21 protein-coding genes and 1 pseudogene are annotated in these 25,401 nt (G+C 64.0%); 11 read left to right on the top strand and 11 right to left on the bottom strand.

The genetic code is table 11. From position 1 onward, the window contains the following. Window positions 1-134: 134 nt before the first annotated feature. From frc to BRA1253DRAFT_RS09180, 3 genes are all read right to left on the bottom strand, one after another. Window positions 135-1,412: a formyl-CoA transferase gene (gene frc, locus BRA1253DRAFT_RS09190; RefSeq protein ID WP_007593311.1), complete on the bottom strand. Its 1,278-nt coding sequence runs from the start codon at window positions 1,410-1,412 to the stop codon at window positions 135-137. A 154-nt stretch (window positions 1,413-1,566) separates the two neighbouring features. Next, window positions 1,567-3,300 carry an oxalyl-CoA decarboxylase gene (oxc, locus tag BRA1253DRAFT_RS09185; RefSeq protein ID WP_007593310.1) on the bottom strand — a complete coding sequence of 578 codons (1,734 nt, stop codon included), beginning with the start codon at window positions 3,298-3,300 and terminating at the stop codon, window positions 1,567-1,569. Between the two features lie 78 nt (window positions 3,301-3,378). Continuing rightward, window positions 3,379-4,071, bottom strand: coding sequence for a GntR family transcriptional regulator (locus BRA1253DRAFT_RS09180; RefSeq protein ID WP_197031202.1), 693 nt, complete (start codon window positions 4,069-4,071; stop codon window positions 3,379-3,381). A gap of 348 nt (window positions 4,072-4,419) precedes the next feature. Between BRA1253DRAFT_RS09180 and BRA1253DRAFT_RS09175 the strand changes: the two genes are divergently transcribed. From BRA1253DRAFT_RS09175 to BRA1253DRAFT_RS09140, 8 genes are all read left to right on the top strand, one after another. Continuing rightward, the gene (locus BRA1253DRAFT_RS09175) at window positions 4,420-6,549 is read left to right on the top strand and encodes an acetate--CoA ligase family protein (protein ID WP_007593308.1); all 2,130 of its coding nucleotides are present in this window, start codon (window positions 4,420-4,422) and stop codon (window positions 6,547-6,549) included. Window positions 6,550-6,745: 196 nt separating this feature from the next. Beyond that, window positions 6,746-7,594 carry an IclR family transcriptional regulator gene (locus BRA1253DRAFT_RS09170; protein ID WP_007593306.1) on the top strand — a complete coding sequence of 283 codons (849 nt, stop codon included), beginning with the start codon at window positions 6,746-6,748 and terminating at the stop codon, window positions 7,592-7,594. Between the two features lie 108 nt (window positions 7,595-7,702). Further along, window positions 7,703-8,503 carry an NYN domain-containing protein gene (locus tag BRA1253DRAFT_RS09165; RefSeq protein ID WP_007593304.1) on the top strand — a complete coding sequence of 267 codons (801 nt, stop codon included), beginning with the start codon at window positions 7,703-7,705 and terminating at the stop codon, window positions 8,501-8,503. 85 nt (window positions 8,504-8,588) lie between these two features. Beyond that, entirely contained in the window at window positions 8,589-10,391 is a 1,803-nt protein-coding gene (locus BRA1253DRAFT_RS09160; RefSeq protein WP_007593302.1) for an adenine deaminase, read from the top strand. Between the two features lie 153 nt (window positions 10,392-10,544). After that, entirely contained in the window at window positions 10,545-12,335 is a 1,791-nt protein-coding gene (gcl, locus tag BRA1253DRAFT_RS09155) for a glyoxylate carboligase (protein ID WP_007593300.1), read from the top strand. Between the two features lie 11 nt (window positions 12,336-12,346). Then, window positions 12,347-13,132, top strand: coding sequence for a hydroxypyruvate isomerase (gene hyi, locus BRA1253DRAFT_RS09150; RefSeq protein WP_007593299.1), 786 nt, complete (start codon window positions 12,347-12,349; stop codon window positions 13,130-13,132). A gap of 13 nt (window positions 13,133-13,145) precedes the next feature. Further along, complete coding sequence (locus BRA1253DRAFT_RS09145) at window positions 13,146-14,033, top strand: 2-hydroxy-3-oxopropionate reductase (RefSeq protein WP_007593297.1); 888 nt, start codon at window positions 13,146-13,148, stop codon at window positions 14,031-14,033. 115 nt (window positions 14,034-14,148) lie between these two features. Beyond that, on the top strand, window positions 14,149-14,532 hold the full coding sequence (locus tag BRA1253DRAFT_RS09140; protein WP_007593296.1) for a DUF1236 domain-containing protein: 384 nt from the start codon (window positions 14,149-14,151) through the stop codon (window positions 14,530-14,532). A 43-nt stretch (window positions 14,533-14,575) separates the two neighbouring features. Here BRA1253DRAFT_RS09140 and BRA1253DRAFT_RS09135 read toward each other — a convergent pair whose 3' ends face one another. The 3 genes from BRA1253DRAFT_RS09135 to BRA1253DRAFT_RS09125 form a co-directional block, all read right to left on the bottom strand. Further along, window positions 14,576-14,953 carry an antibiotic resistance protein VanZ gene (locus BRA1253DRAFT_RS09135; protein WP_007593295.1) on the bottom strand — a complete coding sequence of 126 codons (378 nt, stop codon included), beginning with the start codon at window positions 14,951-14,953 and terminating at the stop codon, window positions 14,576-14,578. A gap of 76 nt (window positions 14,954-15,029) precedes the next feature. Beyond that, a complete protein-coding gene (locus tag BRA1253DRAFT_RS09130) occupies window positions 15,030-15,632 on the bottom strand; it encodes a thiamine pyrophosphate-dependent enzyme (RefSeq protein WP_007593294.1) in 603 nt (200 codons plus the stop codon). A 10-nt stretch (window positions 15,633-15,642) separates the two neighbouring features. Next, entirely contained in the window at window positions 15,643-16,209 is a 567-nt protein-coding gene (locus BRA1253DRAFT_RS09125) for a thiamine pyrophosphate-binding protein (protein ID WP_007593293.1), read from the bottom strand. A gap of 267 nt (window positions 16,210-16,476) precedes the next feature. On the opposite strand from BRA1253DRAFT_RS09125, the gene BRA1253DRAFT_RS09120 reads away from it, so the two are divergent. The 3 genes from BRA1253DRAFT_RS09120 to BRA1253DRAFT_RS44380 all read left to right on the top strand — a co-directional run bounded on the left by BRA1253DRAFT_RS09120 (window position 16,477) and on the right by BRA1253DRAFT_RS44380 (window position 18,498). After that, window positions 16,477-17,526 (top strand): hydroxyacid dehydrogenase, encoded by a 1,050-nt coding sequence (locus BRA1253DRAFT_RS09120; RefSeq protein WP_007593292.1) that lies wholly within the window; start codon window positions 16,477-16,479, stop codon window positions 17,524-17,526. 116 nt (window positions 17,527-17,642) lie between these two features. Next, entirely contained in the window at window positions 17,643-18,092 is a 450-nt protein-coding gene (locus tag BRA1253DRAFT_RS09115) for a flagellar basal body rod protein FlgC (protein WP_007593291.1), read from the top strand. A 193-nt stretch (window positions 18,093-18,285) separates the two neighbouring features. Next, complete coding sequence (locus BRA1253DRAFT_RS44380) at window positions 18,286-18,498, top strand: hypothetical protein (RefSeq protein ID WP_007593289.1); 213 nt, start codon at window positions 18,286-18,288, stop codon at window positions 18,496-18,498. Between the two features lie 4 nt (window positions 18,499-18,502). Here the strand turns inward: BRA1253DRAFT_RS44380 and BRA1253DRAFT_RS09105 are convergent, their stop codons facing one another. The 5 genes and pseudogenes from BRA1253DRAFT_RS09105 to BRA1253DRAFT_RS09085 form a co-directional block, all read right to left on the bottom strand. Further along, window positions 18,503-19,081, bottom strand: coding sequence for a GNAT family N-acetyltransferase (locus BRA1253DRAFT_RS09105; protein WP_007593282.1), 579 nt, complete (start codon window positions 19,079-19,081; stop codon window positions 18,503-18,505). A gap of 6 nt (window positions 19,082-19,087) precedes the next feature. Then, the gene (locus BRA1253DRAFT_RS09100; RefSeq protein ID WP_007593280.1) at window positions 19,088-21,445 is read right to left on the bottom strand and encodes an Orn/Lys/Arg decarboxylase N-terminal domain-containing protein; all 2,358 of its coding nucleotides are present in this window, start codon (window positions 21,443-21,445) and stop codon (window positions 19,088-19,090) included. 103 nt (window positions 21,446-21,548) lie between these two features. Next, a pseudogene (locus BRA1253DRAFT_RS09095) lies at window positions 21,549-23,752 on the bottom strand (xanthine dehydrogenase family protein molybdopterin-binding subunit). A 7-nt stretch (window positions 23,753-23,759) separates the two neighbouring features. After that, window positions 23,760-24,776 (bottom strand): xanthine dehydrogenase family protein subunit M, encoded by a 1,017-nt coding sequence (locus BRA1253DRAFT_RS09090; protein WP_007593279.1) that lies wholly within the window; start codon window positions 24,774-24,776, stop codon window positions 23,760-23,762. Next, window positions 24,773-25,264 (bottom strand): (2Fe-2S)-binding protein, encoded by a 492-nt coding sequence (locus BRA1253DRAFT_RS09085; protein WP_007593272.1) that lies wholly within the window; start codon window positions 25,262-25,264, stop codon window positions 24,773-24,775. Before BRA1253DRAFT_RS09085 ends, BRA1253DRAFT_RS09090 begins: the two co-directional genes overlap by 4 nt. Window positions 25,265-25,401 lie beyond the last annotated feature (137 nt).

Here is a 25,401-nt window from a genome sequence, read left to right as displayed (position 1 = left end):
CTGTTCCTCGCGAACCAATCTTTAATCCAGCCTTCGCGGCGCGGCAAGCGTGCCGATCGTGCGATGCAGCCCCTTCCGCGTCAACAAAAAGGCCGCCGAAGCCGGCGGCCTTTCGCGTCGTGAGATGAGCCCGCTTACTCGGCGGCCTGCTTTTGCGGCGGATCGAGCGCGCCGGACTTGTGGATATCGGCGACCTGATGGTCCGAGAAGCCAAGCACGGTGCGCAGGATCTCGTCGGTGTGCTCGCCGAGCAGCGGGGAGCGCTCCACATCGCTGGGGGAGTCCGACAGCTTGATCGGGTTGCCGACCGAGATGTACTTGCCGCGGGTGGGGTGGTCGACCTCAACCACGGTGCCGGTCGCGCGCAGCGACTGGTCCTCGGCGATCTCCTTCATCGACAGGATCGGGCCGCAGGGGATGTCGTCCTTGTTGAGGATTTCCATCGCCTCGAACTTCGTCTTCGTCATCGTCCACTGTTCGATGCGGCCGAAGATCTCGTTCAGGCGCGGCAGGCGGACGGCCGGCTTGGCGTAGTTCGGATCGGTCTTCCAGGAGGGCTCACCGATCACGTCGCAGATCTTCTCCCAGACCGGGGCCTGGGTGATGAAGTAGATGTAGGCGTTGGGATCGGTCTCCCAGCCCTTGCACTTCAGGATGCGGCCGGGCTGGCCGCCGCCGGAATCGTTGCCGGCACGCGGCACGGCATCGCCGAACGGAATGCCTTCGCCGAACTGGCTGTATTCCTTGAGCGGGCCGTGGGCGAGGCGCTGCTGGTCGCGCAGCTTGACGCGCGCGAGGTTGAGCACGCCGTCTTGCATCGCAGCCGTCACCTTCTGGCCCTTGCCGGAATGGGTGCGGTGATAGAGTGCGGTGACGATGCCGAGCGCCAGATGCAGACCGGTGCCGCTGTCGCCGATCTGCGCGCCGGTGACCAGCGGCAGGCCGTCGCGGAAGCCGGTGGTGGAGGCGGCGCCGCCGGTGCACTGTGCGACGTTCTCATAAACCTTGCAGTCTTCGTACGGTCCGGGGCCAAAGCCCTTGATCGAGGCGACGATCATCTTCGGGTTGATCGCCTGGATCTTCTCCCAGGGGAAGCCCATGCGGTCGAGCACGCCGGGGCCGAAGTTCTCGACCAGCACGTCGCACTTCTTGATGAGCTCGGTGAGGACTTCCTTGCCCTTGGGGTTCTTGGTGTCGAGCGTGATCGAGCGCTTGTTGTGGTTGAGCATGGTGAAATACAGGCTGTCCACGTTCGGGATGTCCTGCAGCTGGCCGCGGGTGATGTCACCCACGCCCGGGCGCTCTACCTTGATCACGTCGGCGCCGAACCAAGCGAGCAACTGCGTGCAGGTCGGCCCGGACTGGACGTGGGTGAAGTCGAGAATGCGAACGCCCTCGAGCGCTTTTGTCATCGTGTTGCTCCTGTTACTCTTCTGTTTCCGTCATGCCCGCGAAGGCGGGCATCCATTATTCGCTGAAGGTTCAGTTGGGCCTCAGTGCTCGCCTCAAGGATGATCTGGCGATTACTGGATTCCCCGCCTGCGCGGGGAATGACCCGGCGGCTGGTTACTTCTTCTTCTGCAGAACGCTCTGCGGATTGAGGTTGCCGATGCGGCCGCTCTCGGAACCGGCGGCCGGATCGATCACGGCGTTGATGAGCGTCGGCTTGCCCGAGGCCATGGCTTCGTTGACGGCGCGCTTGAGCTCGTCCGGCGAGGTGGCGTTGACGCCGACACCGCCGAAGGCTTCCATCATCTTGTCGTAGCGGGCGCCCTTGACGAACACCGTCGTCGCCGGATCGGCATTGGCGCCGTTGACGTCGGTGCCGCGATAGATGCCGTCATTGTTGAAGATGACGACGCAGATCGGCAAATTGTAGCGGCAGATGGTCTCCACTTCCATGCCGGAGAAGCCGAAGGCCGAGTCGCCTTCCACCGCGAGCACGGGATGGCCGGTCTCGAGCGTAGCCGCGATCGCCTGGCCCATGCCGATGCCCATCACGCCCCAGGTGCCGACGTCGAGACGCTTGCGTGGGCGATACATGTCGATGACGCCGCGGGCGAGGTCGAGCGTGTTGGCGCCCTCGTTGACGAGGATCGCCTCGGGATGATCCTTGATGACGTTCTTCAGCACGCCGAGCGCGCCGTGATAGTCCATCGGCGATTTGTTGTTCATGAGCTTCGGCGCCATCTTGGCGACGTTCTCTTCGCGCTTGGTCGAAATCGCCTTGGTCCATTCGACCGGCGGCGCGGTCCAGCCCGACGCCATCGCCTGGTTGAAGGCGGAAACGACCGAGCCGATGTCGCCGACGACGGGCGCGACGATCTCGACGTTGGAGTCCATCTCGCGCGGTTCGATGTCGACCTGGATGAACTTCTTGGGCGCTTCGCCCCAGTTCTTGCCCTTACCGTGCGAGAGCAGCCAGTTCAGTCGGGCGCCGATCAGCAGCACGACGTCGGATTCCTTCAGCACCGTCGAACGGGCGGCGCCTGCGCACTGCGGATGCGTGTCGGAGAGGAGGCCCTTGGCCATGCTCATCGGCAGGAAGGGAATGCCGCTCTTCTCGACGAAGGTCTTGATCTCCTCGTCGGCCTGCGCGTAGGCCGCGCCCTTGCCGAGGATGATGAGCGGACGTTTTGCGCTCTTCAAAACATCAAGCGCGCGCTTGATCGAAGCGGGCGAGGGGATCTGCGCGGGAGCCGCGTCGATCACCTTGACCAGCGACTTCCGGCCGGCATCGGCGTTCATCACCTGGCCGAACAGCTTTGCCGGCAGGTCGAGATAGACGCCGCCCGGACGGCCGGAGACGGCGGCACGGATGGCACGGGCAAGACCGATGCCGATGTCCTGGGCGTGCAGCACGCGATAGGCTGCCTTGCACAGCGGCTTGGCGATCGCCAGCTGGTCCATTTCTTCGTAGTCGCCCTGCTGGAGGTCGACGATCTCGCGCTCGGAGGAGCCTGAGATCAGGATCATCGGGTAGCAGTTGGTGGTGGCGTGCGCGAGCGCGGTGAGACCGTTGAGGAAGCCGGGAGCGGAGACGGTGAGGCAGATGCCGGGCTTCTTGGTGAGGTAGCCGGCGATGCCCGCCGCATAGCCGGCGTTCTGCTCGTGGCGGAACGAGATCATGCGAATACCGGCCGCCTGGGCCATGCGGCCCAAATCCGTGATCGGGATGCCCGGCACATTGTAGATGGTGTTGATGCCGTTCAGCTTGAGCGCGTCGATGACGAGATGAAAGCCATCCGTCAATTCCTGCTCGGTGCCCGGTGCTTCGGACTTGGTCGCGGTATTCAGCATGGGCCTTGTCTCCCTGGTCTCAAGATGCCGTTTCAGGCTTTAGGGGCGATGCCTCGCCCTTCTGGTGAACGTTGCTGGCTAGAAGAGTTCCTGACCATGCGCTTCGACGTAAGCGGCAAGGCCAAGGGTGTGATCGCGGGCGCGCTTCTCGGCGAGCTCGGTATCGCGCGCCTCCAAGGCTTCGATCATGCCGAGATGCTCGGGGAGCGACGTCGCGGTACGGTCCTTGCGTCCGATGGTCAGTTGCCGATAGCCACGCACGTGCAGCAGCAAGTCGTTGGTGAGATCGACCAGCACCGGTGATTCCGACAGCGAGATCAGCGCCTGGTGGAAGGCGATGTTGGCGCGCGAATATTCCTCGACGTGATCCTCGGGCAGGCGGTCTTTACCAAAATCCTTGAAGTAGTCGCGCAGCGCCGTGATGTCTTTCTTTCGCGCTGTGGCGGTGATGAGGCGGGCCGCCATGCTCTCCAGCGCCGCCCAGGCGCGGATCATGTCGACGATCTCGCTCTTGGTCCTCCGCACCACCATGATGCCGCGGCGCGGGACCGTCTTCACGAAGCCGTCCTGCTCGAGCATCGCGATGGCTTCGCGGATCGGCGTGCGGCTCACACCCAGGCGCTCGGACAACGCCCGCTCGTCGAGCATCACCGGCTCGGGTGTCGAGTAGATGTCCATCTTGAGGATGGCTTCCTTCAAGGCGTCATACGCCTTGTTCTTGAAGCTCGACTCCGGGGCAATACGAACGATTGCGATATCTGCCTCGGCCATGTTCGGCAACGCCTTGGTTGGTTTCCGCAGTGACACGACGAATCTCCTCCAGTGGGAGTCGTCTTTTACAGGATTATTAACGGGAAAGTTTTTGGCATACCAAATACCAGAATGTCAAGCTGCCTATTTTTTGCAGCGTTCTAAGGTGCGCTGCAGCTTGACAAGTTGGCTTCTGGCATACCAAATGCCATCGCCAGCCATTTTTGATCCAAGCCGGCGGAGTAATCTCGGCTTTATGCCACTCCGTTCCGCGACATGGAACAGAGCGCGGCGAATGGAAAGCATCACGGGCAGCCGCAACACGCGCGCGCTTTGAGAACGCAAGAACCAAGGTCAAGGGAGAGCCACATGTCCAATTCCAAAGATGCCGTCCGCAAGGTGCTTGACCAGGTCAAGGCGGACAAGCGCACCAGCCTGACCGCGCCGGAAGGCAAGCTGGTCTGCGACGCCTACGGCATTCCAGTGCCGAAGGAGGGTGTGGCGAAATCGGCCGGCGAGGCCGGCAAAATGGCCGCCTCGATGGGCTTTCCGGTGGTGATGAAGATCGTCTCGCCGGACATTCTCCACAAGACCGAAGCCGGCGGCGTCATCGTCGGCCTCAAGACGGCCGAAGACGCCGAGAAGGCCTACGAGACGATCCTGTCCAACGCCAGGAAGTACAAGTCCGACGCCAAGATCGAGGGCGTCCAGGTGCAGCAGATGCTGGCCGGCGGCACCGAAGTGATCGTCGGGTCGATCACCGATGCCTCGTTCGGCAAGCTGGTTGCCTTCGGCCTCGGCGGCGTGCTGGTCGAAGTCCTGAAGGACATCACCTTCCGCCTCGCGCCCGCGACCAAACAAGACGCGCTGTCGATGCTCGACGGCATCCAGGCGCATGAGATTTTGAAGGGCGTTCGCGGCGGCGAGCCGGTGAACCGCACCGCGCTTGCGGATGTCATCGTCAAGGTCTCGCAGCTCGTCACCGATTTCCCCGAGATCGTCGAGCTCGATCTCAACCCGGTGTTCGCGACGGCCAAGGACGCGATCGCGGCCGACGTCCGCATCGTCGTCGACTTCGCTTACGTGCCCAAGCCGAAGCCGCGCCCGACCGAAGAGATCGTCGCGGCCATGAGCCGCATCATGCAGCCGAAGGCGGTTGCCGTGGTCGGCGCTTCGGCCGAAGACGGCAAGATCGGCAATTCCGTGATGAAGAACCTCATCAACGGCGGCTACAAGGGCGACATCTACCCGATTCATCCCAAGGCCGCCGAGATCCTCGGCTACAAGGCCTATAAGAGCGTCAAGGACGTGCCCGGCGTGATCGACACCGCAGTGTTCGCCATTCCCGCGAAGTTCGTCGCCGCGGCGCTCACCGAATGCGGCGAGAAGAAAATTCCCGGCGCGGTCTTGATCCCGTCCGGTTTCGCGGAAGCCGGCGCGCCGGAGCTGCAGGCCGAGATCGTCGAAGTCGGCAAGAAGTACGACATCCGCCTGATGGGCCCGAACATCTACGGCTTCTATTATACGCCTGCCAATCTCTGCGCGACCTTCTGCACCGCCTATGACGTCAAGGGCCACGCGGCGCTGTCCTCGCAGTCGGGCGGCATCGGCATGGCCATCATCGGCTTCTCGCGTTCGGCCAAGATGGGCGTGTCCGCGATCGTCGGCCTCGGCAACAAGTCCGATATCGACGAGGACGATCTGCTCGCCTTCTTCGAGCAGGATCCGAACACCAACCTGATCGCGCAGCACTGCGAAGACCTCAAGGACGGCCGCGCCTTTGCGGAAGCGGCAAAGCGCGTCTCCAAGAAAAAACCGGTCATCGTGCTCAAGGCCGGCCGCACCTCGGCCGGCGCGAAGGCGGCCTCGTCGCACACCGGCGCGCTCGCCGGCAACGACAAGATCTACGAGGACGTCCTCGCGCAGTCCGGCGTGATCCGCGCCCGTAGCTTGCGGCAACTGCTCGAATTCGCCCGCGGCGTGCCGGTGCTGCCGACGCCGAAGGGCGAGAACGTGCTGATCATCACCGGTGCCGGCGGGTCGGGCGTGCTGCTGTCGGACTCCTGCGTCGACAACGGCCTGTCGCTGATGTCGATGCCGGCAGATCTCGATGCTGCCTTCCGCAAGTTCATCCCGCCGTTTGGCGCGGCCGGAAATCCCGTGGACATCACCGGCGGCGAGCCGCCGATCACCTACGTCAACACGGTGAAGCTCGGCCTGACGGACGAGCGCATTCATTCGCTGATCCTCGGCTACTGGCACACCATCGTCACGCCGCCGATGGTGTTCGCCCGCAACATGGTCGAGGTGAAGAAGGAGATGGAGGCCAAGGGCTTCGTGAAGCCGATCGTCGCCTCGCTCGCCGGCGACGTCGAGGTCGAGGAGGCCGCCGAATATCTCTACCAGAACGGCATCCCGGCCTATGCGTATTCGACCGAGCTGCCGGTCGAAGTCCTCGGCGCCAAGTACAAATGGGCGCGCGGAGCAGGGCTGCTCTGAGGCTGCCTTCGCCTCTCCCCGCCTGCGGGGAGAGGCCGGAATTTGCACAGCAAATTCCGGGTGAGGGGCACTCTCCACAAGTCCGTCTCTCACCGTATTCGCGGAGATAGCCCCTCACCCCGACCCTCTCCCCGTTAGAACGGGGCGAGGGAGGGCAGGCGGCTCGCGTCTTGTCTGATTGGCAATGCAGGTCGCGATGAGCAAGAACGTGATCCGACGCAAATCGATCGAGCCCCGATCGTCATCGGAGCCTGACCACGACGCGCGCGACGGCGGCGTGCAATCCGTTGATCGCGCGCTGTCGATTCTCGAAACATTGTCCGAAGACGACGAAGGCTATCGCCTCAGCGATCTCGCCGTTCGCACCGGGCTCTCGGCCTCGACCGTACACCGCCTGCTGGCGACGCTGGAAAGCCGCCGCTTCGTGCAGTTCGACCGCGCCGAATCCAAATGGCATGTCGGCGTGCGCAGCTTCACGGTGGGCGCGAGCTTTGCCCGGCGGCGCAATTTCAGCGCCCAGGCTATTCCCTATTTGCGCAAGCTGCGTGATCTCACCCGCGAGACCGCCAATCTCGCCGTGGTCGACGACGAGTTCATCATCGTGCTGACCCGCATGGAGAGCCGTGAAATCATGCGTTCGCTGACCAAGGTCGGCGGCCGCGTTCCGATGGTAACGTCGGGCGTCGGCAAGGCGGTGCTCGCGACCTATTCCGACGAGGACGTCGGTGCCGTCATCCGCCATCACGGCATGCCACGCCTGACCGAGAAATCGATCGTGCGACCAAGCGACCTGTTCAAGGAGCTCGCGACCATCCGCAAGCAGGGTTTTGCGATCGACGACGAGGAAGCCGAGATCGGCCTGCGCTGCGTTGCCGCCGTGGTCTACAACGCGCTTGCCGAGCCGTTGGCGGCGATCTCCGTTTCCGGCTTGACCAGCAGGGTCACCGATGCGCGGCTGCCGGAGATCGGCCGTGTGGTGCGCGAGGTTGCGGCGGAACTGACGGCCGCGCTCGGGGGTGTGACCCCGGTCGCGAAGCCAGCCTGACCCCGGTTCGCGGTCCGTCGTGGCCCGTTGAAGAAATCAGCTCTGGCGGCAGCTGCCCCGACATCGGTATATCCACGCACCGTTGTCGCCTCCTTTTTAGGAAAAGTCATGCCGTCAGAGCTCCGTTCGCCCCGTCTCGCTGTCCTGATCGATGCCGACAACGCTTCGGCAAAGATTGCCGATGGACTGTTCGAGGAGATTGCCAAGATCGGCGAGGCCAGCGTTCGCCGCATCTACGGCGACTTCTCCAATGCCAGGTCCAGGGGCTGGGCCGACATCCTTTCCAAACACGCCATCATCCCGCAGCAACAGTTTGCCTATACGACCGGAAAGAATGCCTCCGACATCACCCTGGTCATCGACGCGATGGACCTGCTTCACAGCGGCCGGTTCGACGGCTTTTGCCTGGTGTCGTCGGATAGCGATTTTACCCGTCTGGCCGCCCGGATCCGGGAGCAGGGCATCGATGTCTTTGGGTTCGGCGAACAGAAGACGCCGGAGAGCTTCCGGCAGGCCTGCCGAAGGTTCGTCTACACGGAGAACCTGCTTGCCGCGCCGGCGCACACCCAGGACGCCGCTTCGAGATCGAAATCGCTTCAGCCGCTCGATGCCGCGACCCCCATCATCAAGAAGGTCATCACCCAGATGGAGAGCGAGGACGGCTGGGTCACGCTCGGGGAAGTCGGCCGCCAACTTGCCAATCTCGCGTCCGATTTCGATCCGAGAACGTTCGGCTTCCGCAAGCTGAGCGACCTCGTGCGCAAGACCAATTCCTTCGAGATCGACGAGCAGAACGGGAGGTCAATGCGGATTCGGGTCAAGCCCACTGCCGCAGCGGCCCCGAGACGACGGAACTCGCGCAGGCCCGCGAGGTCAGGGGCGGCAGGCGCTTCGCCGCCTAAAGCGTAAGCAGGGCGTGCCGTTATATTTGCGCTTGCCCGGTCTGGCGCAGGGCGTAACCATCGCGGGACCGTAACGCCACGCGAGGGTCCCGATGACCAGACTTACCCGCTTCGCCGTCGCACCGTTGCATTCGATGACCCGGCGTCTCGCCGATGTGGCCGCGGCGCGGGTCGCGCCGGATCTCGTCGTCACCGGCGCGCGGGTGCTTTCGACCTATTCGGAGCGCATCCATCAGGGACGTGAGGTCTGGATCACCGGCGGCCGCATCGCGGCGGTGAAGCCGGCTGGAATAGCCAAGAAGGCCTGGAGCGGCGTCACGACCTACGATGCCGCGGGCGGCATTATCGCGCCGGGCCTGGTTGATCCGCACATCCACATTGAATCCTCGATGGTGACGGCCTGCGCCTATGCCGAGGCCGCCCTGCTCAACGGCACCACCACGATCTTCTGCGACAGCCACGAGATCGGCAACGTCATGGACGTCGCCGGCGTCGAGGCGATGCTGGAGGACGCGCGCGAGGCGCCGCTGTCGATCTTCTTGACAGTGCCGAGCACGGTGCCCGCGACTTCGGCCGCACTGGAGACTGCGGGCGGCGACCTCACGCCGGACAAGATCGCCGGCCTGTTCGACCGCTGGCCGGAGGCTGTCGGGCTCGGCGAGAAGATGGATTTCGTGCCCGTGACCATGGGCGATGAGCGCAGCCACGCCATCCTCGCCGCCGCCCTGAAGCGTGGACGGCCGGTGTCCGGCCATGTCTATGGCCGCGAATTCGTTGCGGCTTATGCGGCATCCGGCGTCACGGATACCCATGAGGCGATCGACCGCGACATCGCCGACGATTTGCTCGATGCCGGGGTCTGGGTCTTCCTGCGCGGGGGACCGCCGACCACACCGTGGCACTCGCTGCCGCAGGCGATCCGCACTATCACCGAGCTCGGCGCTTCGCACAAGCGCACGGCCGCGTGCACCGACGATCGCGACGCCGATGATCTCCTGCTGTTCGGTCTCGACTGGGTGGTGCGGGAGGCGGTGAAGGCGGGAATGTCGCCCGAGCAGGCCTGGTCGATGGGCTCGCTGCATGGCGCGACGCGCTTCAACATGGACAGCGATATCGGCGGGCTCGGCGGGGGGCGCCGCGCCGATCTGGTGCTGATGGACCACAATCTGAAGCCGCAATGCACTTGGTATGGCGGCGAGCTGGTGGTCGAGAACCGCAAGATCACGCCGCGGCTCGATCAGGCATTGTCGCAGCGATATCAATACCCGAAGGCGGCCTACGCGACTGTGAAGCTGCCGGAGAAGCTGAAGCTGACGCCGGAGCTGCCGGCGAAGGCCTGCACCGTCAACGCCATCAAGACCGCGTTGCCCGGCATCACGCTGATCCATGAGAAGATCGAGATCGAGCCGGCCAAGGATTGGCCGGAATTGTTCGCGCGCTACAGCCTGTGCTTCGTCACGGTGGTCGAGCGCCACGGCAAATCGGCCGGCAATGTCGCCTATGGCCTCTTGAAGGACTTTGGCCTGAAGCGCGGCGCGGTCGCCTCCAGCGTCGGGCACGACAGCCACAACATCATCGTTGCCGGTACCAACGAGGCCGACATGCAGGTCGCGGTGGCCGCCATCAAGGAGCAACAGGGCGCCGTCTGCCTCGTCGCCGAGGGCAAGGTGAGGGCGCTGGTGCCGCTGCCGATCGCCGGTCTGCTGTCCGACAAGCGCGTTACCGAAGTGGCGGAAGAGGTCAAGGTGCTGAAGAAGGAATGGGCGGAAGCCGGCTGCACCATCCCCTACATGGGCTTCAATTTGATTCCTCTATCGGTCATTCCGGAAATTCGCATCACCGACAAGGGCCTCGTGCTGGTGCCGCAGATGGAGCTGGCGCCGCTGTTCGAGTGAGCGCTTTCACGCGAGTCTCGACCTAACCGACTGAAGCCGCCGCGATTTTTTCGCGGCTGCCGCATCGTGGAAAATAAAATCGATCTCGTTGAGTGAAGCCCTCGCGGGCCCGATGATCTCGCTCGAGCCAATGCAACTCAAGCGAGGTCCGATATGGCGAAGATGCGAGCCATCGATGCTGCCGTGCGAATTCTGGAGAAGGAAGGCATCTCGACTGCCTTCGGCGTTCCCGGGGCCGCGATCAATCCGCTTTACTCGGCGCTGAAGAAGCGCGGCTCGATCCGCCATATCCTGGCGCGCCATGTCGAGGGGGCCTCGCACATGGCCGAGGGTTATACGCGGGCCAAGGCGGGCAATATCGGCGTCTGCATCGGAACCTCGGGGCCGGCGGGCACCGACATGATCACCGGGCTCTATTCGGCGATCGCCGATTCCATCCCGATCCTCTGCATCACCGGCCAGGCGCCGCGGGCGCGGCTCTACAAGGAGGATTTCCAGGCCGTCGACATCGAATCGATCGCAAAGCCCGTGACCAAATGGGCGGTGACCGTGCGCGAGCCCGGGCTGGTGCCTCGCGTGTTCAGCCAGGCCTTTCACATCATGCGCTCGGGAAGGCCTGGCCCGGTCCTGATCGACATGCCGCTCGACGTGCAGCTCGCCGAGATCGAGTTCGACGACGAGACCTATGAGCCGCTGCCGGTCTACAAGCCCACCGCGACGCGCAAGCAGGTGGAGAAGGCGCTGGAGATGCTCAACGCGGCCGAACGGCCGCTGATCGTCGCGGGCGGCGGCGTGATCAATGCCGACGCCTCGGATTTGCTGGTGGAATTCGCCGAGATCGCCAACGTGCCGGTCGTGCCGACGCTGATGGGGTGGGGGGCCATCCCCGATGACCACGTGCTGATGGCCGGCATGGTCGGTCTTCAGACCAGCCACCGTTACGGCAATGCCACCATGCTCGAATCCGATTTCGTGCTGGGCATCGGCAACCGCTGGGCCAACCGCCACACCGGCTCGGTCGAGACCTACACCAAGGGCCGCACCTTCGTGCATGTCGACATCGAGCCGACCCAGATCGGGCGCGTGTTCAACCCCGACCTCGGCATCGTCTCGGATGCCAAGGCCGCCCTTGAGCTTTTCGTCACCGTCGCCAGGGAGTGGCGCCGGTCAGGCAGGTTGCGCGAGCGCCAGGCGTGGCCCGCTTCCTGCCGCGACCGCAAGAAAACGATGTTGCGCAAGAGCCATTTCGACAACGTTCCGATCAAGCCGCAGCGCGTCTACGAGGAGATGACCAAGGCCTTTGGCCGTGACACCTGCTACGTCTCCGTGATTGGCCTGTCGCAGATTGCCGGGGCGCAGTTTCTGGGGGTATACAAGCCGCGCAACTGGATCAATGCCGGGCAGGCCGGGCCGCTCGGCTGGACGCTGCCCGCGGCGCTCGGCGTGCGCGCGGCGTGTCCGGATCGCGACATCGTCGCGCTCTCCGGCGACTACGACTTCCAGTTCCTGATCGAAGAGCTCGCGGTCGGGGCGCAATTCAATCTGCCCTACATCCACGTCGTCGTGAACAACTCCTATCTCGGCCTGATCCGCCAGGCCCAGCGTGGCTTCGACATGGACTATCACGTCCAGCTCTCCTTTGAGAACATCAACGCGCCCGAGCTCGGCGGCTATGGCGTCGACCATGTTGCGGTCGCCGAAGGCCTCGGCTGCAAGGCGATCCGCGTCACCGACCCGAAAGACTCGCAGGCGGCGTTCGCGACCGCGCGCGAATTGATGGCCAAGCATCGCGTGCCCGTGATGGTCGAGTTCATCCTCGAACGTGTCACCAACATCGCGATGGGCACCGAGATCGACAACATCGTCGAATTCGAGGAGGTGCTGGATCTGCCGCTCGACGACGTCGCGACCGCGCGGCCCGGCGTGCTGCAGCCGGCGGAATAGGGAACAGCATCATGCCGAAATTCGCCGCCAACCTCACCATGCTCTTCAACGAAATGCCGTTCGTGGACCGCTTCGCCGCGGCCAAAGCGGCGGGCTTTTCCGGGGTCGAGTACCTCTTCCCCTATGATTTCGACAAGGCGCTTTTGCGCGAGCAGCTCGACCGCCATGGGCTGACGCAGGTGCTGCACAATCTGCCGGCCGGCAATTGGGCGGCAGGCGAGCGCGGCATCGCGATCTTGCCGGATCGTGTCAGCGAGTTCCGGGACGGCGTGTTTCGCGCCATCGACTATGCCAAGGCACTCGATTGCGAGCAGCTCAACTGTCTCGTCGGCATCGCGCCTGTCGATGCCGACCCGCGTGAGCTCAACGAAACGCTGGTCGGGAATCTGCGGTTTGCAGCTTCGACCCTGGCGCGCGAGAACATCAAGCTTCTGGTCGAGCCGATCAACACGCTCGACATTCCCGGCTTCTTCCTCAACGGCACCGAGCAGGCCGTGCAGCTGGTCTCCGAGGTGCGCTCAAACAATCTGTTTGTCCAATACGACATCTATCACATGCAGATCATGGAGGGCGATCTCGCCCGTACCATGCAGGAATATCTGCCGCAGATCGCGCACATCCAGCTCGCCGACAATCCAGGTCGTCACGAGCCCGGCACCGGCGAGATCAACTTTCCCTTCCTGTTCCGCCATCTCGACGCGATCGGCTATCGCGGCTGGATCGGTTGCGAATACAAGCCGCGCACTACGACGCTGGAAGGCCTGTCCTGGCACGCCGCGCAGACTTTCGAGACCTGAGGAAACCGTAGACATGATCGACATCGGCTTTATCGGACTTGGCACCATGGGACGGCCGATGGCCGGTCATCTTCTGGCCGCAGGCCATCGCGTTCTCCTGCACGATGTCGGGCCGGTCGCACCCGAGCTGATCGCGGCCGGCGGCGTTGACTGCAAGTCAAGCAAGGAGGTCGCGGAGGAGGCGGATGCGGTCATCATCATGGTGCCGGATACCCCGCATGTGGAGGCCGTGCTGTTCGGCAAGGACGGCGTCGCGGGCGGCGTTTCCAAGGGCAAGATCGTGGTCGACATGAGCTCGATCTCGCCGCTGGCGACCAAGGAATTTGCGAAGAAGATCGAGGCGCTCGGCGCGGATTATCTCGATGCACCGGTGTCAGGCGGGGAGGTCGGTGCCAAGGCGGCAAGCCTCACCATCATGGTCGGTGGCCCCGAGCGCGCCTTCAACACCATGAAGCCGATCTTCGACCGGATGGGAAAGAACGTCACCCGCGTCGGCGCCAATGGCGACGGCCAGACGACGAAGGTCGCCAACCAGATCATCGTCGCGTTGACGATCGAGGCGGTCAGCGAAGCGCTACTGTTCGCGTCGAAAGCCGGTGCGGATCCGGCGCTGGTGCGGCAGGCCCTGATGGGCGGCTTTGCGTCGTCCCGGATTCTCGAAGTGCATGGCGAGCGCATGGTGAAGCGCAATTTCGATCCCGGCTTCCGCATCGAGCTGCACCAGAAGGATCTCAACCTCGCGCTTGAAGGCGCCCGCGCGCTCGGCCTGTCGCTGCCGAGCACGGCAGTGGCGCAGCAACTATTCTCGTCCTGCGCCGCGCATGGCGGCAAGGACTGGGATCACTCGGCGATGGTGCGCGCGCTGGAACTGATGGCGGGCCACGAGATCGCGGCGGCCTGAACTGTTACCGGGTAACAGTCTCCGGTTTTGGTGCCGTCTAGATCGGGCGGGGAACCGGAACAATGATCCGGCCCCGCGGTTGAAGGCGCACAACAATCACTGGAGACATAAGCACATGAAAACCCGTCTTGCGATTTCGTTGGCTGCCGCGTCGCTGCTGGCGTCGAGTGCGGCCTTTGCTCAGTCGACGACCGAAGAGGGCGCCAGGAACGGCGCACGCGCGGGCGGCGACATCGGCGGCCCGGTCGGAGCGATGGTCGGTGGTACCGTCGGGGCGGCGGTCGGCGCTGGTCTGGAAATCCCGAATGCGATCCTCGGCGGAATTCCGCGTGATGATTCGGTCGTGGTCCACGAGCGCGTCGTGGTCGGCGAGCCGCTGCCGCCGACCGTGGTGCTGCGGCCCGTGCCGAACTACACCGAATATCGCTATGCGGTCGTGAACGATCGCCGCGTGATCGTGGAGCCGCGCACGCGCCGCGTCGTCAAGATCATCGACTGATCGATCAGAGCGTGAGCTTTGAAGAGACGGGCCCTGCGGAGCGTCACTCCGCGGGGCCTTGACTCGAGAGGGCCGAATTTGCGCGAAACCGCATCATGGCCCAATCGGCGATGGCCGCCAGCGCGAAGCCGATGCAGGTGGTGCCGGCATCGACCAGAAAGTCCTCCAGCCGCGGATGTCGTCCCGGTGCCCAGAATTGCATCAGTTCGAGCAGGCCGATCAGCACCACGGCGATGGCTGTCGCCGACAGGCGGCGGCGCGGATAGGCGAAGCCGAAGGCTAGTCCCACCAGGACGAAGGCAAGGGCATGCTCGCCGTCCTGGCCAAGGTCGGAATGGGGCCGCAGGCCGGGCGGACCGAGGGTTGCAAAGGCGACGGCGGCGGCAAGCAGCCAGGCAGAGGAGCGAACCAAAATGGACATCCGCACCGCTTAGCACGGATTGCAGCAGCTTGCCGAGGCGCCGGGATCAGATCGCCGTGTAGTTAATGACGAAACGTTAAAGCGGCTCGCGCACGCCCAGGCCGTGCATGAAGCGTTCCCGGATTTGTACGGGATCGCGTCGGGTGGCGCCGACGCCGGGCTTGTCATCGATACGAACGGCGATCAGGCTGGGCTCGCCAGCCGACATGGCTTCCTCAACCAGACGCTCGAAATCCTCCTCGTCCGCGGCCCAGGCGCTGTTGGCAAGCCCGGAGCCGGTCGCGATGGCGACGATGTCAGCTACGTTCGCGGCCGGTGTCGGCTGCGCGCCGGTGATCTGGTAGATGCCGTTGTCCATCACGATCATGACGAGATTCTTCGGCTTCAACGCCGCGATCGTCGAGAGCGCGCCGAGCTGCATCAGGAGCGAACCATCGCCTTCGAGCGCAAAGACGCGCCGGTCCGGTTGCGCCAGCGCCACGCCCAGCGCGATCGGGAAGGCGAGGCCCATGCTGCCGAGCATGTAGAAATTCTGCGGACGGTGGCCGGCGGCCCAGAGGTCGAAATTGGTGTTGCCGATGCCGCCGATCACGGCTTCCTCGTGCTCGAGTTTCGCGATCAGGCGCGAGGTAACGTCGAAGCGGCTCATCACTTTGGTGTTGCGCGCGTCTGTCTTCATTTGGCCGTCCTCACTTGTCGAACACCTTGCCGCCCGTGAGCAGCGGGTTGAGGATCAGCGCGACTGGCGCCTGCGTCGTGATGGCCTGCTTGATCGAACGGTCGGCAATGAATTCGAGCTCGTCGAGCCGGGTGATGGTGTGATGCTCCAGCGCCAGCGAATCCAGCACCGGACGCATGGTGCGGCAGACCAGTGACTGGCCGTAATTGAATTCGCCGAGCGTGCCGCGCTCAGACACGAACATGATCAGCGGAATCTGGTAGGGCACCGCAAGCGAGGCCAGCACGTTGGCGAGCGTCGCAAACCCCGAGGTCTGCATCAACACCGCGCCCCGTCGTCCGCCCATCCAGGCGCCCGAGACGATGCCGACGGCCTCCTCCTCGCGGGCGGTGGCAAAGGTGGTGAAGAACGGATCGGCGTGCAGGTTCTTGATCAGCGGCGTCAGCACGCGGTCGGGCACGTAAGGGACGAGGCTGATCTCGTTCCGCTTCAGCGTTTGCAGGACGATGCCGTGCCAGCTCTTGTCGCTGGAGGTCTGCGCCGCCTCGGACGAGGTCTGTTGCTCCGCAATCGGCATTGCGTTCTCCCTTCGGCCGCACATGCTTCTTGGTTTTTTGCCTTTGTCGTGGCCATCGTCTTGGCCGTCGCGGCGGTCTGCCGAACTTGACGCAGGCAGCGGGATTGTCAACATGTCCGGGCTGCACCGTGATCTGCGCCAGACGGCCTGCCGCGGCCGGTGCCGCCGTGTCATAAGCGGCAATAACAAGAGAACGGAGGAACGTATGAAAGGATCGCGCGCCGCGCTGGCCCTGCGGATCTCCTGGAGAAAGCCGGAAGGGTCCTGATGTCCGTCAACAGCAAGCGCGTCTTCTACGTTAAATATCTGGCCAATCCGATCTATATCGACATTCTGAAGGCGCGGCCCGACGTCCGGCTCGATCGCATCGAGAACGAGAGCCCCGAGGAATATTTCGCGCCGATCATCGAAGCGGCTCATGTCTACCAGATCGGCGCCGCCCGTGACGAACTGGCCCCGCATTTCCATGTCGATGCTGCCTTCCTGAAGCGCGCGCCGAACCTGCTGCTCGTCTCCAGCAACGGCGCTGGATTCGATCCTGTTGACGTCGAGGCCTGCACCGATGCCGGCGTGCTGGTCGTCAACCAGTCCGGCGGCAACGCCCATTCCGTCGCCGAGCATGCGCTGGCGATGATGCTGACGCTGTCCAAGCGCATCATCCAGTCCGACCGCAAGCTCCGCAGGGAGTCCAACGTCAACCGCAACGAACTCGTCGGCAACGAGATCGAGCACAAGACCGTCGGCATCATCGGCCTCGGCAATGTCGGTCGCCGCATCGCCGCGCTTTGCAAGGGCCTGTTCGGCATGAAGGTGCTGGCCTACGATCCGTACCTGACGGCCGAAATGATGGCCGAGCGGGGCGGCGAGAAGGTCGAGCTCGACGAGCTCTTGCGCCGCGCCGACTTCGTCTCGATCTCCTGTCCGCTCGACAAGGGCAGCCGCAATATGATCAGCGTGCGCGAGTTTGGGTTGATGCAGCCGCATGCGTACTTTATCACCACGGCGCGTGGCTTCATCCACGATGAGGATGCGCTGCTCCAGGCGTTGCGTGACAAGCGCATTGCGGGCGCCGGTCTCGACGTCTGGTCGAAGGAGCCGCCGCCGCCGGAGCATCCGCTGCTCCAGCTCGACAACGTGCTGGCGAGCCCGCATACGGCCGGCGTCACGATCGAGGCGCGCCAGAACATGGGCCGCATCGCCGCCGAGCAGGTGCTGCAGACGCTCGACGGTAAGCGCCCGCCGCGCATCATCAATCCCGAGGTCTGGCCGCGCTATGCCGAGCGGTTCAAGCAGGCGTTTGGTGTGATGCCGGCGTAGGGCGCGCGAAGTCTGATCGTGCTCCGATCGCTGGTTACGAGGATGAAAACAGAAAGCGGCGGATTTTACTGATGGCGTGAGTGAACACGTATGACTTGTCCTGTAGATCAGGGTTCATGAGCATATTTTCGATTGCGACATCCGGACTTTCCGCGGCGAGTTTGCGTGTGAACGTGGCCGCGAGCAATATCGCCAACATTCGCACGACAGGCCCGCTACCTGCGTCAGGCGGATCGAGCACATCGGCCAGTGCGGTCAGTTCGAGCATTAGTCCGACGTTTCCCGCGGCGTATGTGCCGTTGCGAGTCGATCAGGTCGACCAATCGAGCGGCTCGACGCCGGGCGGTACGTTCACGACCGTGTCGGCGGTTTCGCCGAGCTTTACCGCACAATCCGACCCAAGCGCCCCCTTCGCAAACCAGGACGGCCTGGTCGCCGCGCCGAATGTCGATCTCGCCAGCGAATTCGTTCAACTGGCGACCGCGAAGTACAGCTTCATTGCCAATGCGAAGGTCATTCAGGCCTATTCAGAAACGACAGAGTCGCTACTCGACATCACGACGTGATGTCGGCGCGGGCGCTCGTGTCGCGCGCGCCTTCCGCAGGCCCCTAGGCAGGGCGAGGGTGGTTGACGGATTGAGCCGACGACTGTCGGCGGGCGGGAACCGCGCCCCGACCTTGATCCGCATCAAAATCTCCCTCCCGCAATCCGGCTAAATGGGATTAGAGTGAGCGCCGCCGGGGCAGGCAGGAGGTCCCATGTCAACTTATGTGGTCAGGTTCATGAAGGACGTGCTCGGCCAGTACGGCCGGCAGATCGAGGTGTGCCAGGGCACGCTCGAGATCGACGCTTCCGACGAGAACGAAGCCAGAGAGCGGGCGAAGGCGAGGTTTTGCGAGGACCAGGCACTGCACCACTGGTCCTTGCATGCCGACCGCATCCAGGTCAGACCGGCTGACTTTCCGTCGTGAGGGCCTAGCGGCCGGGCGCCGTGACGGGCGGCGGCGCGGTGACGCCCGCACCGAGCGAGCGCTGTACCATGACGGTGTCGGACCAGTGACCGTTGCGATAGGCGACACCGCAGAGCAGGCCGGCGCGCGCGAAACCGAACTTCTCGTGCAGCGCCAGCGAGGGGGCATTGTCGGCATCGATATAGCCGATCATCTGGCGGAAGCCGGCCGCCGCACACGCGTCGATCAACTCCTGCAGCAATAGCCGTCCGACTCCGCGGCCGAGATGGTCGTGGTGCACATAGATCGAATGCTTGGCGGCGTAGCGATAAGCTGGACGCTTGCGGAACAGTACCGCATAGGCATATCCCACGACTTCACCACGAAAGGTCGCGACCAGATGCGGCAGGCGGGTCTGCTTCAGGTTCTTGCGCCGATCGCGCAGATCGTCCGGCTCGGGCGCACCGGTTCCCTCGACATCGCGCGGCACGCCGTTGCGGACGTGATGGCGGTAGATCGCCAGCATCGCATCGACGTCGCTCTCGCGTGAGGGCCGGACCACGACTGGCCCGTCATCCGGGCGCGCAATCGCAGTTTCGTTCATCGGCACCTACCCGGCAACGACGTAAGTATAGAGCCCGATGCGCCCCTGCGCATCGATCTCCTTGTAGACGCCCTGGATTTCCACATCGAAGCCCGGGAACGTGTTGAAGCAGGTCTCGAACATCTTGAGATAATCCAGCATGGGCTTGGCCCGTTCCGTCAGCCGCTCGCCGGGCACGATGGTTGCGATGCCGGGCGGATAGACCACGAAGGGCGTGGTGGCGATGCGGCCCGTGATCGCCTCGATCGGCAGATAGTCGACATCGTTGCGGAACAGGTAGCGCGCGGCATCGCGGGGCGACATCGCGATGTCAGGCATGTGCTCGGGCATGAACTGCCGGGCCTGGAGTGCGCTGACGTCGGCGGCACGGAAGAAACGGTGCATATCGCCGCAGAGATCGCGCAGCCGCACGCCGGCATAGCGCGCCTGCCGTCGCTGGCAGAACTCCGGGATGGCGTCGGCCAGCAGCGCATTGTCGTCGTGCAGCCGCTTGAATGCGACGAGACCGGAGATCAGCGTGCCCGCCTTGCTTGCTTCGACGCCCGGAGTGAGCAGGAAGAGCAGGGAGTTGAGGTCGTTCTTCTCGGGGACGATGCGGTTCTCGCGCAAATATTGCGCGACGACCGGCGCGGGGATGCCGTGCTCGACATAGGCGCCGGTGATGCGATCGAAGCCGGGCGTGAGCAGCGTCAGCTTGTTCGGATCGGTCATGGCAAAGCCCTCGCTGAGGCCAGGGAAGCCATGCCAGGCGCTGTCGGGGGAGAGCTGCCACAGCGCAGGGTTGGTGGCGAGTTCGTCGGTGGAGAGTGTTTCCCAGGCGACGTTGTGGGCGGCGCCGGCGCGGCTGACGTCGGGAATTGCGACGCGGTCGGGGACGAAGGGTTCGAAGAACCAGCGGCGGTCCCGAGTCTGCTCCTTCTCCTCGAACTCCCGGCGCATCGCGCGGATTTTCTTGCGCAACTCGATGCCGAGCCGGATCGTGTCGTCCCACAACACTTCGCCGGAGCGGCCCTTCATCATCTGTGCGCCGACGTCGAGCGAGGCGAACAGCGGGTAGAATGGCGACGTGGAAGCGTGCTGCATGAAACTTTCGTTGAAGCGGCGGTGCTCGACGCGCCGTTTCTGGCCGCGGATGTGACGATCCTTGATGTGGATCTGGGATGCCTGCGAGAAGCTCGCGAGCTGCTTGTGGGTCGACTGCGTCGCGATGATGCCGGGAGCCTCGGGGGGAAGGTTGGTCAGCCCCATGGCGAAGCGGCCGGCATAGAGCGGGTGGAATTTCATGAAGCCGGCCCAAGCCTCGTCGAACAGGATGTGCTCGCAGAGATGGCCGATGCGCTTCAAGATCATCTCGGCGCTGTGAATGGTGCCGTCATAGGTGCACTGCTCGACCACGGCGACGCGGAACGGCCGCTCCTTGCGCCAGGCGTCCTTGTCCGTCACCAAGGGATGATTGCGGATCGTCTCGCGCAAGGTTTTCTCGTCGAGCATGTCCCAGCGCATCGGGCCAATCAGGCCCCAGGCGTTGCGGATGGTCGGCACGTAGACCGGAACGCCGCCATTGATCATCAGCGCGCCATGATGAGCGGCTTTGTGATTGTTGCGGTCGAACAGCACGAGATCGCCGTCGGTGACGAGAGCGCCGAGCGCGATCTTGTTCGATGTCGAGGTTCCGTTGAGCACGAAATAGGTCTTTTCCGCGCCAAAAATCTGGGCGGCTTCCTTCTGCGCCCTTAGCGCGGGACCTTCGTGGGTGAGGAGGTCGCCGAGGTCGAGCACGGAATTGTCGAGGTCGTCGCGGAACACGGACTCGCCGAGATGTTCGACGAACACCCGCCCGATCGGGCTGCGGTTGTAGAACACGCCGCCATTGTGGCCTGGACAGGTCCAGAGCTGGTTGCCCTCTTCGGCATAATCGACCAGCGCGCCGAAGAAGGGCGTCTTCAGCGTCTCCGCATATTGCTTCAGACGGCTGATCAGGTTCTTGGCGATGAAGGTCGGTGTCTCCTCGGACAGGAAGACATAACCGTCGATGAAGTCGAGCACCTCGACCGGCAGATCCTCGAACCGCTTGCGCCGGATCAGGAGGATGATCGGGAAATCGAGGCCGCGCCGCCGCATCAAATTGATCAGCGCCGAGGTCTTGCCCTCCAGGCCCTTCTTGCCCCAGTCCACCACCATGCAGCCGATTGCGGCATCGGTCTGCACCGCCATCTCCGCGTCCTCCAGCTTGCGGGCGCGAACGACCTCGAAGCCGGAACGCTGGATCTCCTCGATGATCTGGTTGAAGCGGACACCTTCGAGGTCGTCGGCGTCGAACACAGGTGCGGCGAACAGGAAGTTGAAGCGCTTGAAATAGTCCATGTCATGTCCCGAATGTGCGAGACCGACAGGTCTCGACACATTTGATGACAGCTGGATGACAGGGAGCGCGATCCCGAGCGGGCCGGGTCGGATGACCATCGGCTCAGTCCAGCAGCTTGTCCAATGTGATCGGGAAGCGGCGGATGCGTTTGCCGGTGGCGTGATAGACGGCGTTTGCGATCGCCGCCGGGACGCCGACGATGCCGATCTCGCCAATGCCCTTGATGCCGAGCCCGTTGATGTGCGCGTCCGGCTCGTCGACGAAGATCACGTCGATGTCGTGAACATCCGCATTCACGGGAATGTGGTACTCGGCGATGTTCGCGTTCATGATCCGACCGAAGCGATGATCCATCACCGTCTCCTCATGGAGCGCCATCCCGATCCCCCAGACCACGCCGCCCATGATCTGGCTGCGGCCGGTCTTGGTGTTCAGAATCCGCCCGGCCGCAACGCGCTCACGACCCGCGTCACGCGAATGACGTTTAGCTCTTCGTCCACCTTGACCTCGGCGAAGACGGCCGAATGGGTGTTGCGCGCGTGTTTCTTGTCCTCACCGAACTGGTTGAGCTTCTCCTTCTCGATGCGCTCGACGCCGCCATGGCGCATCGCGTCGGCGATCGAGACTGCGCGGCTGTTGTCGCTGGCGCTGGCAATGCTGCCGTCGGTCAGCACCGTATCGACAAGCTCGGCGCCGGCGACCGGCGAGCCTGGCATCTTCCCGGCCAGAGCTAACAGCTCCTTGCGCACTTCCTCGGCGGCTGCGAGCACCGCATGTGCGCTCGAGGCGGCCATCCAGGAGCCGCCCTCGACAGGCGCCTGCGGCAGACTGGAATCTGCGAGCCTGACGCTGATGTTCTCGATTGGCAGGCCGAGTGCGTCGGCTGCGACCTGAGCGACAATGGTGTAGGTGCCGGTGCCGATGTCCGATGCGGCACATGACACCTCGGCATGTCCGTTCGACGTCAGCGCGATACGGACGGCGACCGGCATCTGCAGTGCTTCCCACACACCCGTCGCCATGCCCCAGCCGACCAGCTCCTTGCCGTCGCGCATCGAGCGCGGCACAGGATTGCGTCTGCTCCAGCCGAAGGCGTCCGCGCCGCGCGCGTAGCATTCGCGCAACTGCTTGCTGGTGTAGGGCAGGTTTTCGCTCTGGTCGCGATCCGAGTAGCACTTCAGCCGCAGTTCGACCGGGTCGAGCTTGAGCGCGACGGCGAGCTCGTCCATGGCGCATTCGAGCGCGCAGACGCCCGACGCCGCGCCCGGTGCGCGCATATCGCAAGGCGTGGAGACGTCAAGGTGAACCAGCTTGTGCGCGAAGCGGCTGTTCGGACTCTTGTAGAGCTGTTCGGCCCAGCCGGTATCGTTGCGCGCAAAATCCTCGTAGCGCGAGGTGACGGCAATGGCCTCGTGCGTAACGGCGTCGAGCGTACCATCCGATTTTGCGCCGAGCGCGACGCGCTCGATGGTCATCGGCCGGTATCCGAGCCCGTACATCTGCTGCCGCGTCAGCACGACGCGAATGGACCGCTTCAGCGCGAGCGCGCCGAGCGTTGCCAACACCACCTGATATTGCGGCCGCAAGCCGGAGCCGAAGGCGCCGCCGACGTATGGCGAGACCACGCGAATGTCATCCGGTTTCTTGTCGAACACCCCGCAGAGAAATTTGTGGACGTTCTGGACGCCTTGAGTCTTGTCGTAGATCGTGAGCTTGCCATTGCTGTCCCAGACCGCCGTAGTCGCATAGAGCTCCATCGGATTGTGATGCTCGGTCGGTATCACGTAGTCCGCCTCGTGGCGCACATAAGCTCCCGCAAGAGCCGCTACGGCGTCGCCCCGCGGCTTGTGCGGCTTGTCCTTCTCGGCAGCGTTGCTGCGCTCGCCTTCGAGGTCGGTCGCAAAACCATGCTGCTCATATTCGACCCGCACGAGAGTCGCGGCAAATTTCGCGGTTTCCCAGTCCTCCGCCACGACCAACGCAATCGGCTGGCCATTGAACTTGATCGTGTCATCATAAAGCGGACGGAAAGGCGAGCCTTCCTCGGGCGCTACTTCGTCCTTCCACGAATCGTCCTTGTCGGCCAGTGGCGGACGGTTCGCATGCGTGAGCACGTCGAGTACGCCTTCGACCTGGAGTGCCGTACTGGTGTCGAGGCGGGCAATGCGCCCGCATGGAATGGTGGCCTCGACCACGAAGCCATGGAGGAGCCCGTCCGCCGGAAATTCGCCGGCGTATTTGGCGGCCCCGGTGACCTTGGCTCGGCCGTCGACACGCGACGTTGGCGTTCCGACATAAGCGTTCATAGGGTCCTCACGCGATCTTCTTGTGAGCCTGGGATTGCGGTGTGGCGTTCGCCGCCTGTGTCAGCGTCCGCACGATGGCGCGGCGTGCGAGCTCGACCTTAAAGCCGTTATGTGAGCGGGCCGTTGCTCCCTGGAGCAAGAGATCCGCGGCGTGCGAGAAGTGATCGGGCGTCGCGGCCTGACCGCGCAACGCAGCTTCGGCTTCGAGGCTGCGCCAGGGCTTGTGAGCCACGCCGCCGAGCGCCACGCGTGCCCCGCTGATTGCGTTGCCCTCCAATTCGAGCGCGGCGGCAACCGAGACCAGAGCAAAGGCATAGGACATGCGGTCGCGAATTTTGAGGTAGCTGTAGTTTTGAGCAAAGCCGAGCGGCGGCAGTTCGATCGCCGTGATGATCTCGCCGGTGCCGAGGTTGGTATCGACGTGAGGCTTGTCGCCGGGCACCCGGTGGAAATCAGTTAGCGCGATGGTGCGTTCGCCGGAGGGGCCCGCGATGTGCACGAGCGCATCGAGCGCGGCCAGCGCCACGCTCATATCGGACGGATTGGTCGCGATGCAGGCGGCGCTCGTACCCAGGATCGCATGGTTGCGGTTCAGCCCGTCCATCGCCGAGCAGCCGCTGCCGGGATGTCGCTTGTTGCAGGGCGTGGCCGTGTCATAGAAATAGGCGCAGCGCGTTCGCTGCATCAGATTGCCGCCAACGGAGGCCATGTTGCGCAATTGCGCCGAGGCGCCGGCCAGAATGGCGCTGGCGAGCAGGGGATAGCGCTGCTCGATCAATGGATGATAGGCGAGGTCCGAGTTCGGCACCAGGGCGCCGATGCGCAAGGACCCGTCGGCCGTCCCCTCGACCTTGCGGAGCGGCAGGCGGGAAATGTCGATCAGCCGGGTGGGGCGCTCGACATTCTCTTTCATCAGGTCGATCAGATTTGTGCCGCCGGCAATGAGTTTTGCGCCGGGATCGGCGGCGAGCAGGCGAATCGCGTCGGCGACATCATTGGCTCGGGCGTATAGGAAGTTGTTCATGGCTGGCCCATTGCCTGCTGGATGGCGGCGACGATGTTCGGATAGGCGCCGCAGCGGCAGAGGTTTCCGCTCATCGACTCCCGGATCTCGTCGGTATCTTTGGCACGGCCTTCGACGAGCAGTCCGGCCGCCGAACATATCTGTCCCGGCGTGCAATAGCCGCACTGGAAGGCGTCATGGTCGATAAACGCCTGTTGCAGTGGATGCAGCGCGCCGTCGTTGGCAAGGCCTTCGATGGTCGTGATCTTCGCGCCGTCGTTCATGACGGCGAGCGTGAGGCAGGAATTGATTCGCCGGCCGTCCACCAGCACCGTGCAGGCGCCGCACTGACCATGGTCGCAGCCCTTCTTGGTGCCGCTCAGCGCAAGATGGTCGCGCAAGGCATCGAGCAGCGTGGTCCATGGCACGAGATCGAGCGTGTGACTGACGCCGTTGACGACAAGATGGATCGGAATGCGTTCGGAAATTTGATGCGTGACATCGCCCATGTCCTGCTCCCTGCGACGGCGACCGTGCCGGACGTCAGCCGTGTTGACGCGGGGGCACGCCTCCGCCGGCCAATAGCGCCCAACGGACCACCGACCGGTTGGTTCCTTTTGATTCTCTTGCCGGCAGTTCGCCCTTC

It is taken from the genome of Bradyrhizobium sp. WSM1253 (genome assembly GCF_000244935.1).
GTDB classification, from domain to species: domain Bacteria; phylum Pseudomonadota; class Alphaproteobacteria; order Rhizobiales; family Xanthobacteraceae; genus Bradyrhizobium; species Bradyrhizobium canariense.
Note: the sequence above shows the minus strand (reverse complement) of the source record. Positions and strands in the feature narration are given on the sequence as shown.

What these genes read in the sequence shown, in the direction of transcription:
- frc (WP_007593311.1), bottom strand. Translation starts at nt 1,412, where the DNA reads ATGACAAAAGCGCTCGAGGGCGTTCGCATTCTCGACTTCACCCACGTC.
- oxc (WP_007593310.1), bottom strand. Translation starts at nt 3,300, where the DNA reads ATGCTGAATACCGCGACCAAGTCCGAAGCACCGGGCACCGAGCAGGAA.
- BRA1253DRAFT_RS09180 (WP_197031202.1), bottom strand. Translation starts at nt 4,071, where the DNA reads ATGGCCGAGGCAGATATCGCAATCGTTCGTATTGCCCCGGAGTCGAGC.
- BRA1253DRAFT_RS09175 (WP_007593308.1), top strand. Translation starts at nt 4,420, where the DNA reads ATGTCCAATTCCAAAGATGCCGTCCGCAAGGTGCTTGACCAGGTCAAG.
- BRA1253DRAFT_RS09170 (WP_007593306.1), top strand. Translation starts at nt 6,746, where the DNA reads ATGAGCAAGAACGTGATCCGACGCAAATCGATCGAGCCCCGATCGTCA.
- BRA1253DRAFT_RS09165 (WP_007593304.1), top strand. Translation starts at nt 7,703, where the DNA reads ATGCCGTCAGAGCTCCGTTCGCCCCGTCTCGCTGTCCTGATCGATGCC.
- BRA1253DRAFT_RS09160 (WP_007593302.1), top strand. Translation starts at nt 8,589, where the DNA reads ATGACCAGACTTACCCGCTTCGCCGTCGCACCGTTGCATTCGATGACC.
- gcl (WP_007593300.1), top strand. Translation starts at nt 10,545, where the DNA reads ATGGCGAAGATGCGAGCCATCGATGCTGCCGTGCGAATTCTGGAGAAG.
- hyi (WP_007593299.1), top strand. Translation starts at nt 12,347, where the DNA reads ATGCCGAAATTCGCCGCCAACCTCACCATGCTCTTCAACGAAATGCCG.
- BRA1253DRAFT_RS09145 (WP_007593297.1), top strand. Translation starts at nt 13,146, where the DNA reads ATGATCGACATCGGCTTTATCGGACTTGGCACCATGGGACGGCCGATG.
- BRA1253DRAFT_RS09140 (WP_007593296.1), top strand. Translation starts at nt 14,149, where the DNA reads ATGAAAACCCGTCTTGCGATTTCGTTGGCTGCCGCGTCGCTGCTGGCG.
- BRA1253DRAFT_RS09135 (WP_007593295.1), bottom strand. Translation starts at nt 14,953, where the DNA reads ATGTCCATTTTGGTTCGCTCCTCTGCCTGGCTGCTTGCCGCCGCCGTC.
- BRA1253DRAFT_RS09130 (WP_007593294.1), bottom strand. Translation starts at nt 15,632, where the DNA reads ATGAAGACAGACGCGCGCAACACCAAAGTGATGAGCCGCTTCGACGTT.
- BRA1253DRAFT_RS09125 (WP_007593293.1), bottom strand. Translation starts at nt 16,209, where the DNA reads ATGCCGATTGCGGAGCAACAGACCTCGTCCGAGGCGGCGCAGACCTCC.
- BRA1253DRAFT_RS09120 (WP_007593292.1), top strand. Translation starts at nt 16,477, where the DNA reads ATGTCCGTCAACAGCAAGCGCGTCTTCTACGTTAAATATCTGGCCAAT.
- BRA1253DRAFT_RS09115 (WP_007593291.1), top strand. Translation starts at nt 17,643, where the DNA reads ATGAGCATATTTTCGATTGCGACATCCGGACTTTCCGCGGCGAGTTTG.
- BRA1253DRAFT_RS44380 (WP_007593289.1), top strand. Translation starts at nt 18,286, where the DNA reads ATGTCAACTTATGTGGTCAGGTTCATGAAGGACGTGCTCGGCCAGTAC.
- BRA1253DRAFT_RS09105 (WP_007593282.1), bottom strand. Translation starts at nt 19,081, where the DNA reads ATGAACGAAACTGCGATTGCGCGCCCGGATGACGGGCCAGTCGTGGTC.
- BRA1253DRAFT_RS09100 (WP_007593280.1), bottom strand. Translation starts at nt 21,445, where the DNA reads ATGGACTATTTCAAGCGCTTCAACTTCCTGTTCGCCGCACCTGTGTTC.
- BRA1253DRAFT_RS09090 (WP_007593279.1), bottom strand. Translation starts at nt 24,776, where the DNA reads ATGAACAACTTCCTATACGCCCGAGCCAATGATGTCGCCGACGCGATT.
- BRA1253DRAFT_RS09085 (WP_007593272.1), bottom strand. Translation starts at nt 25,264, where the DNA reads ATGGGCGATGTCACGCATCAAATTTCCGAACGCATTCCGATCCATCTT.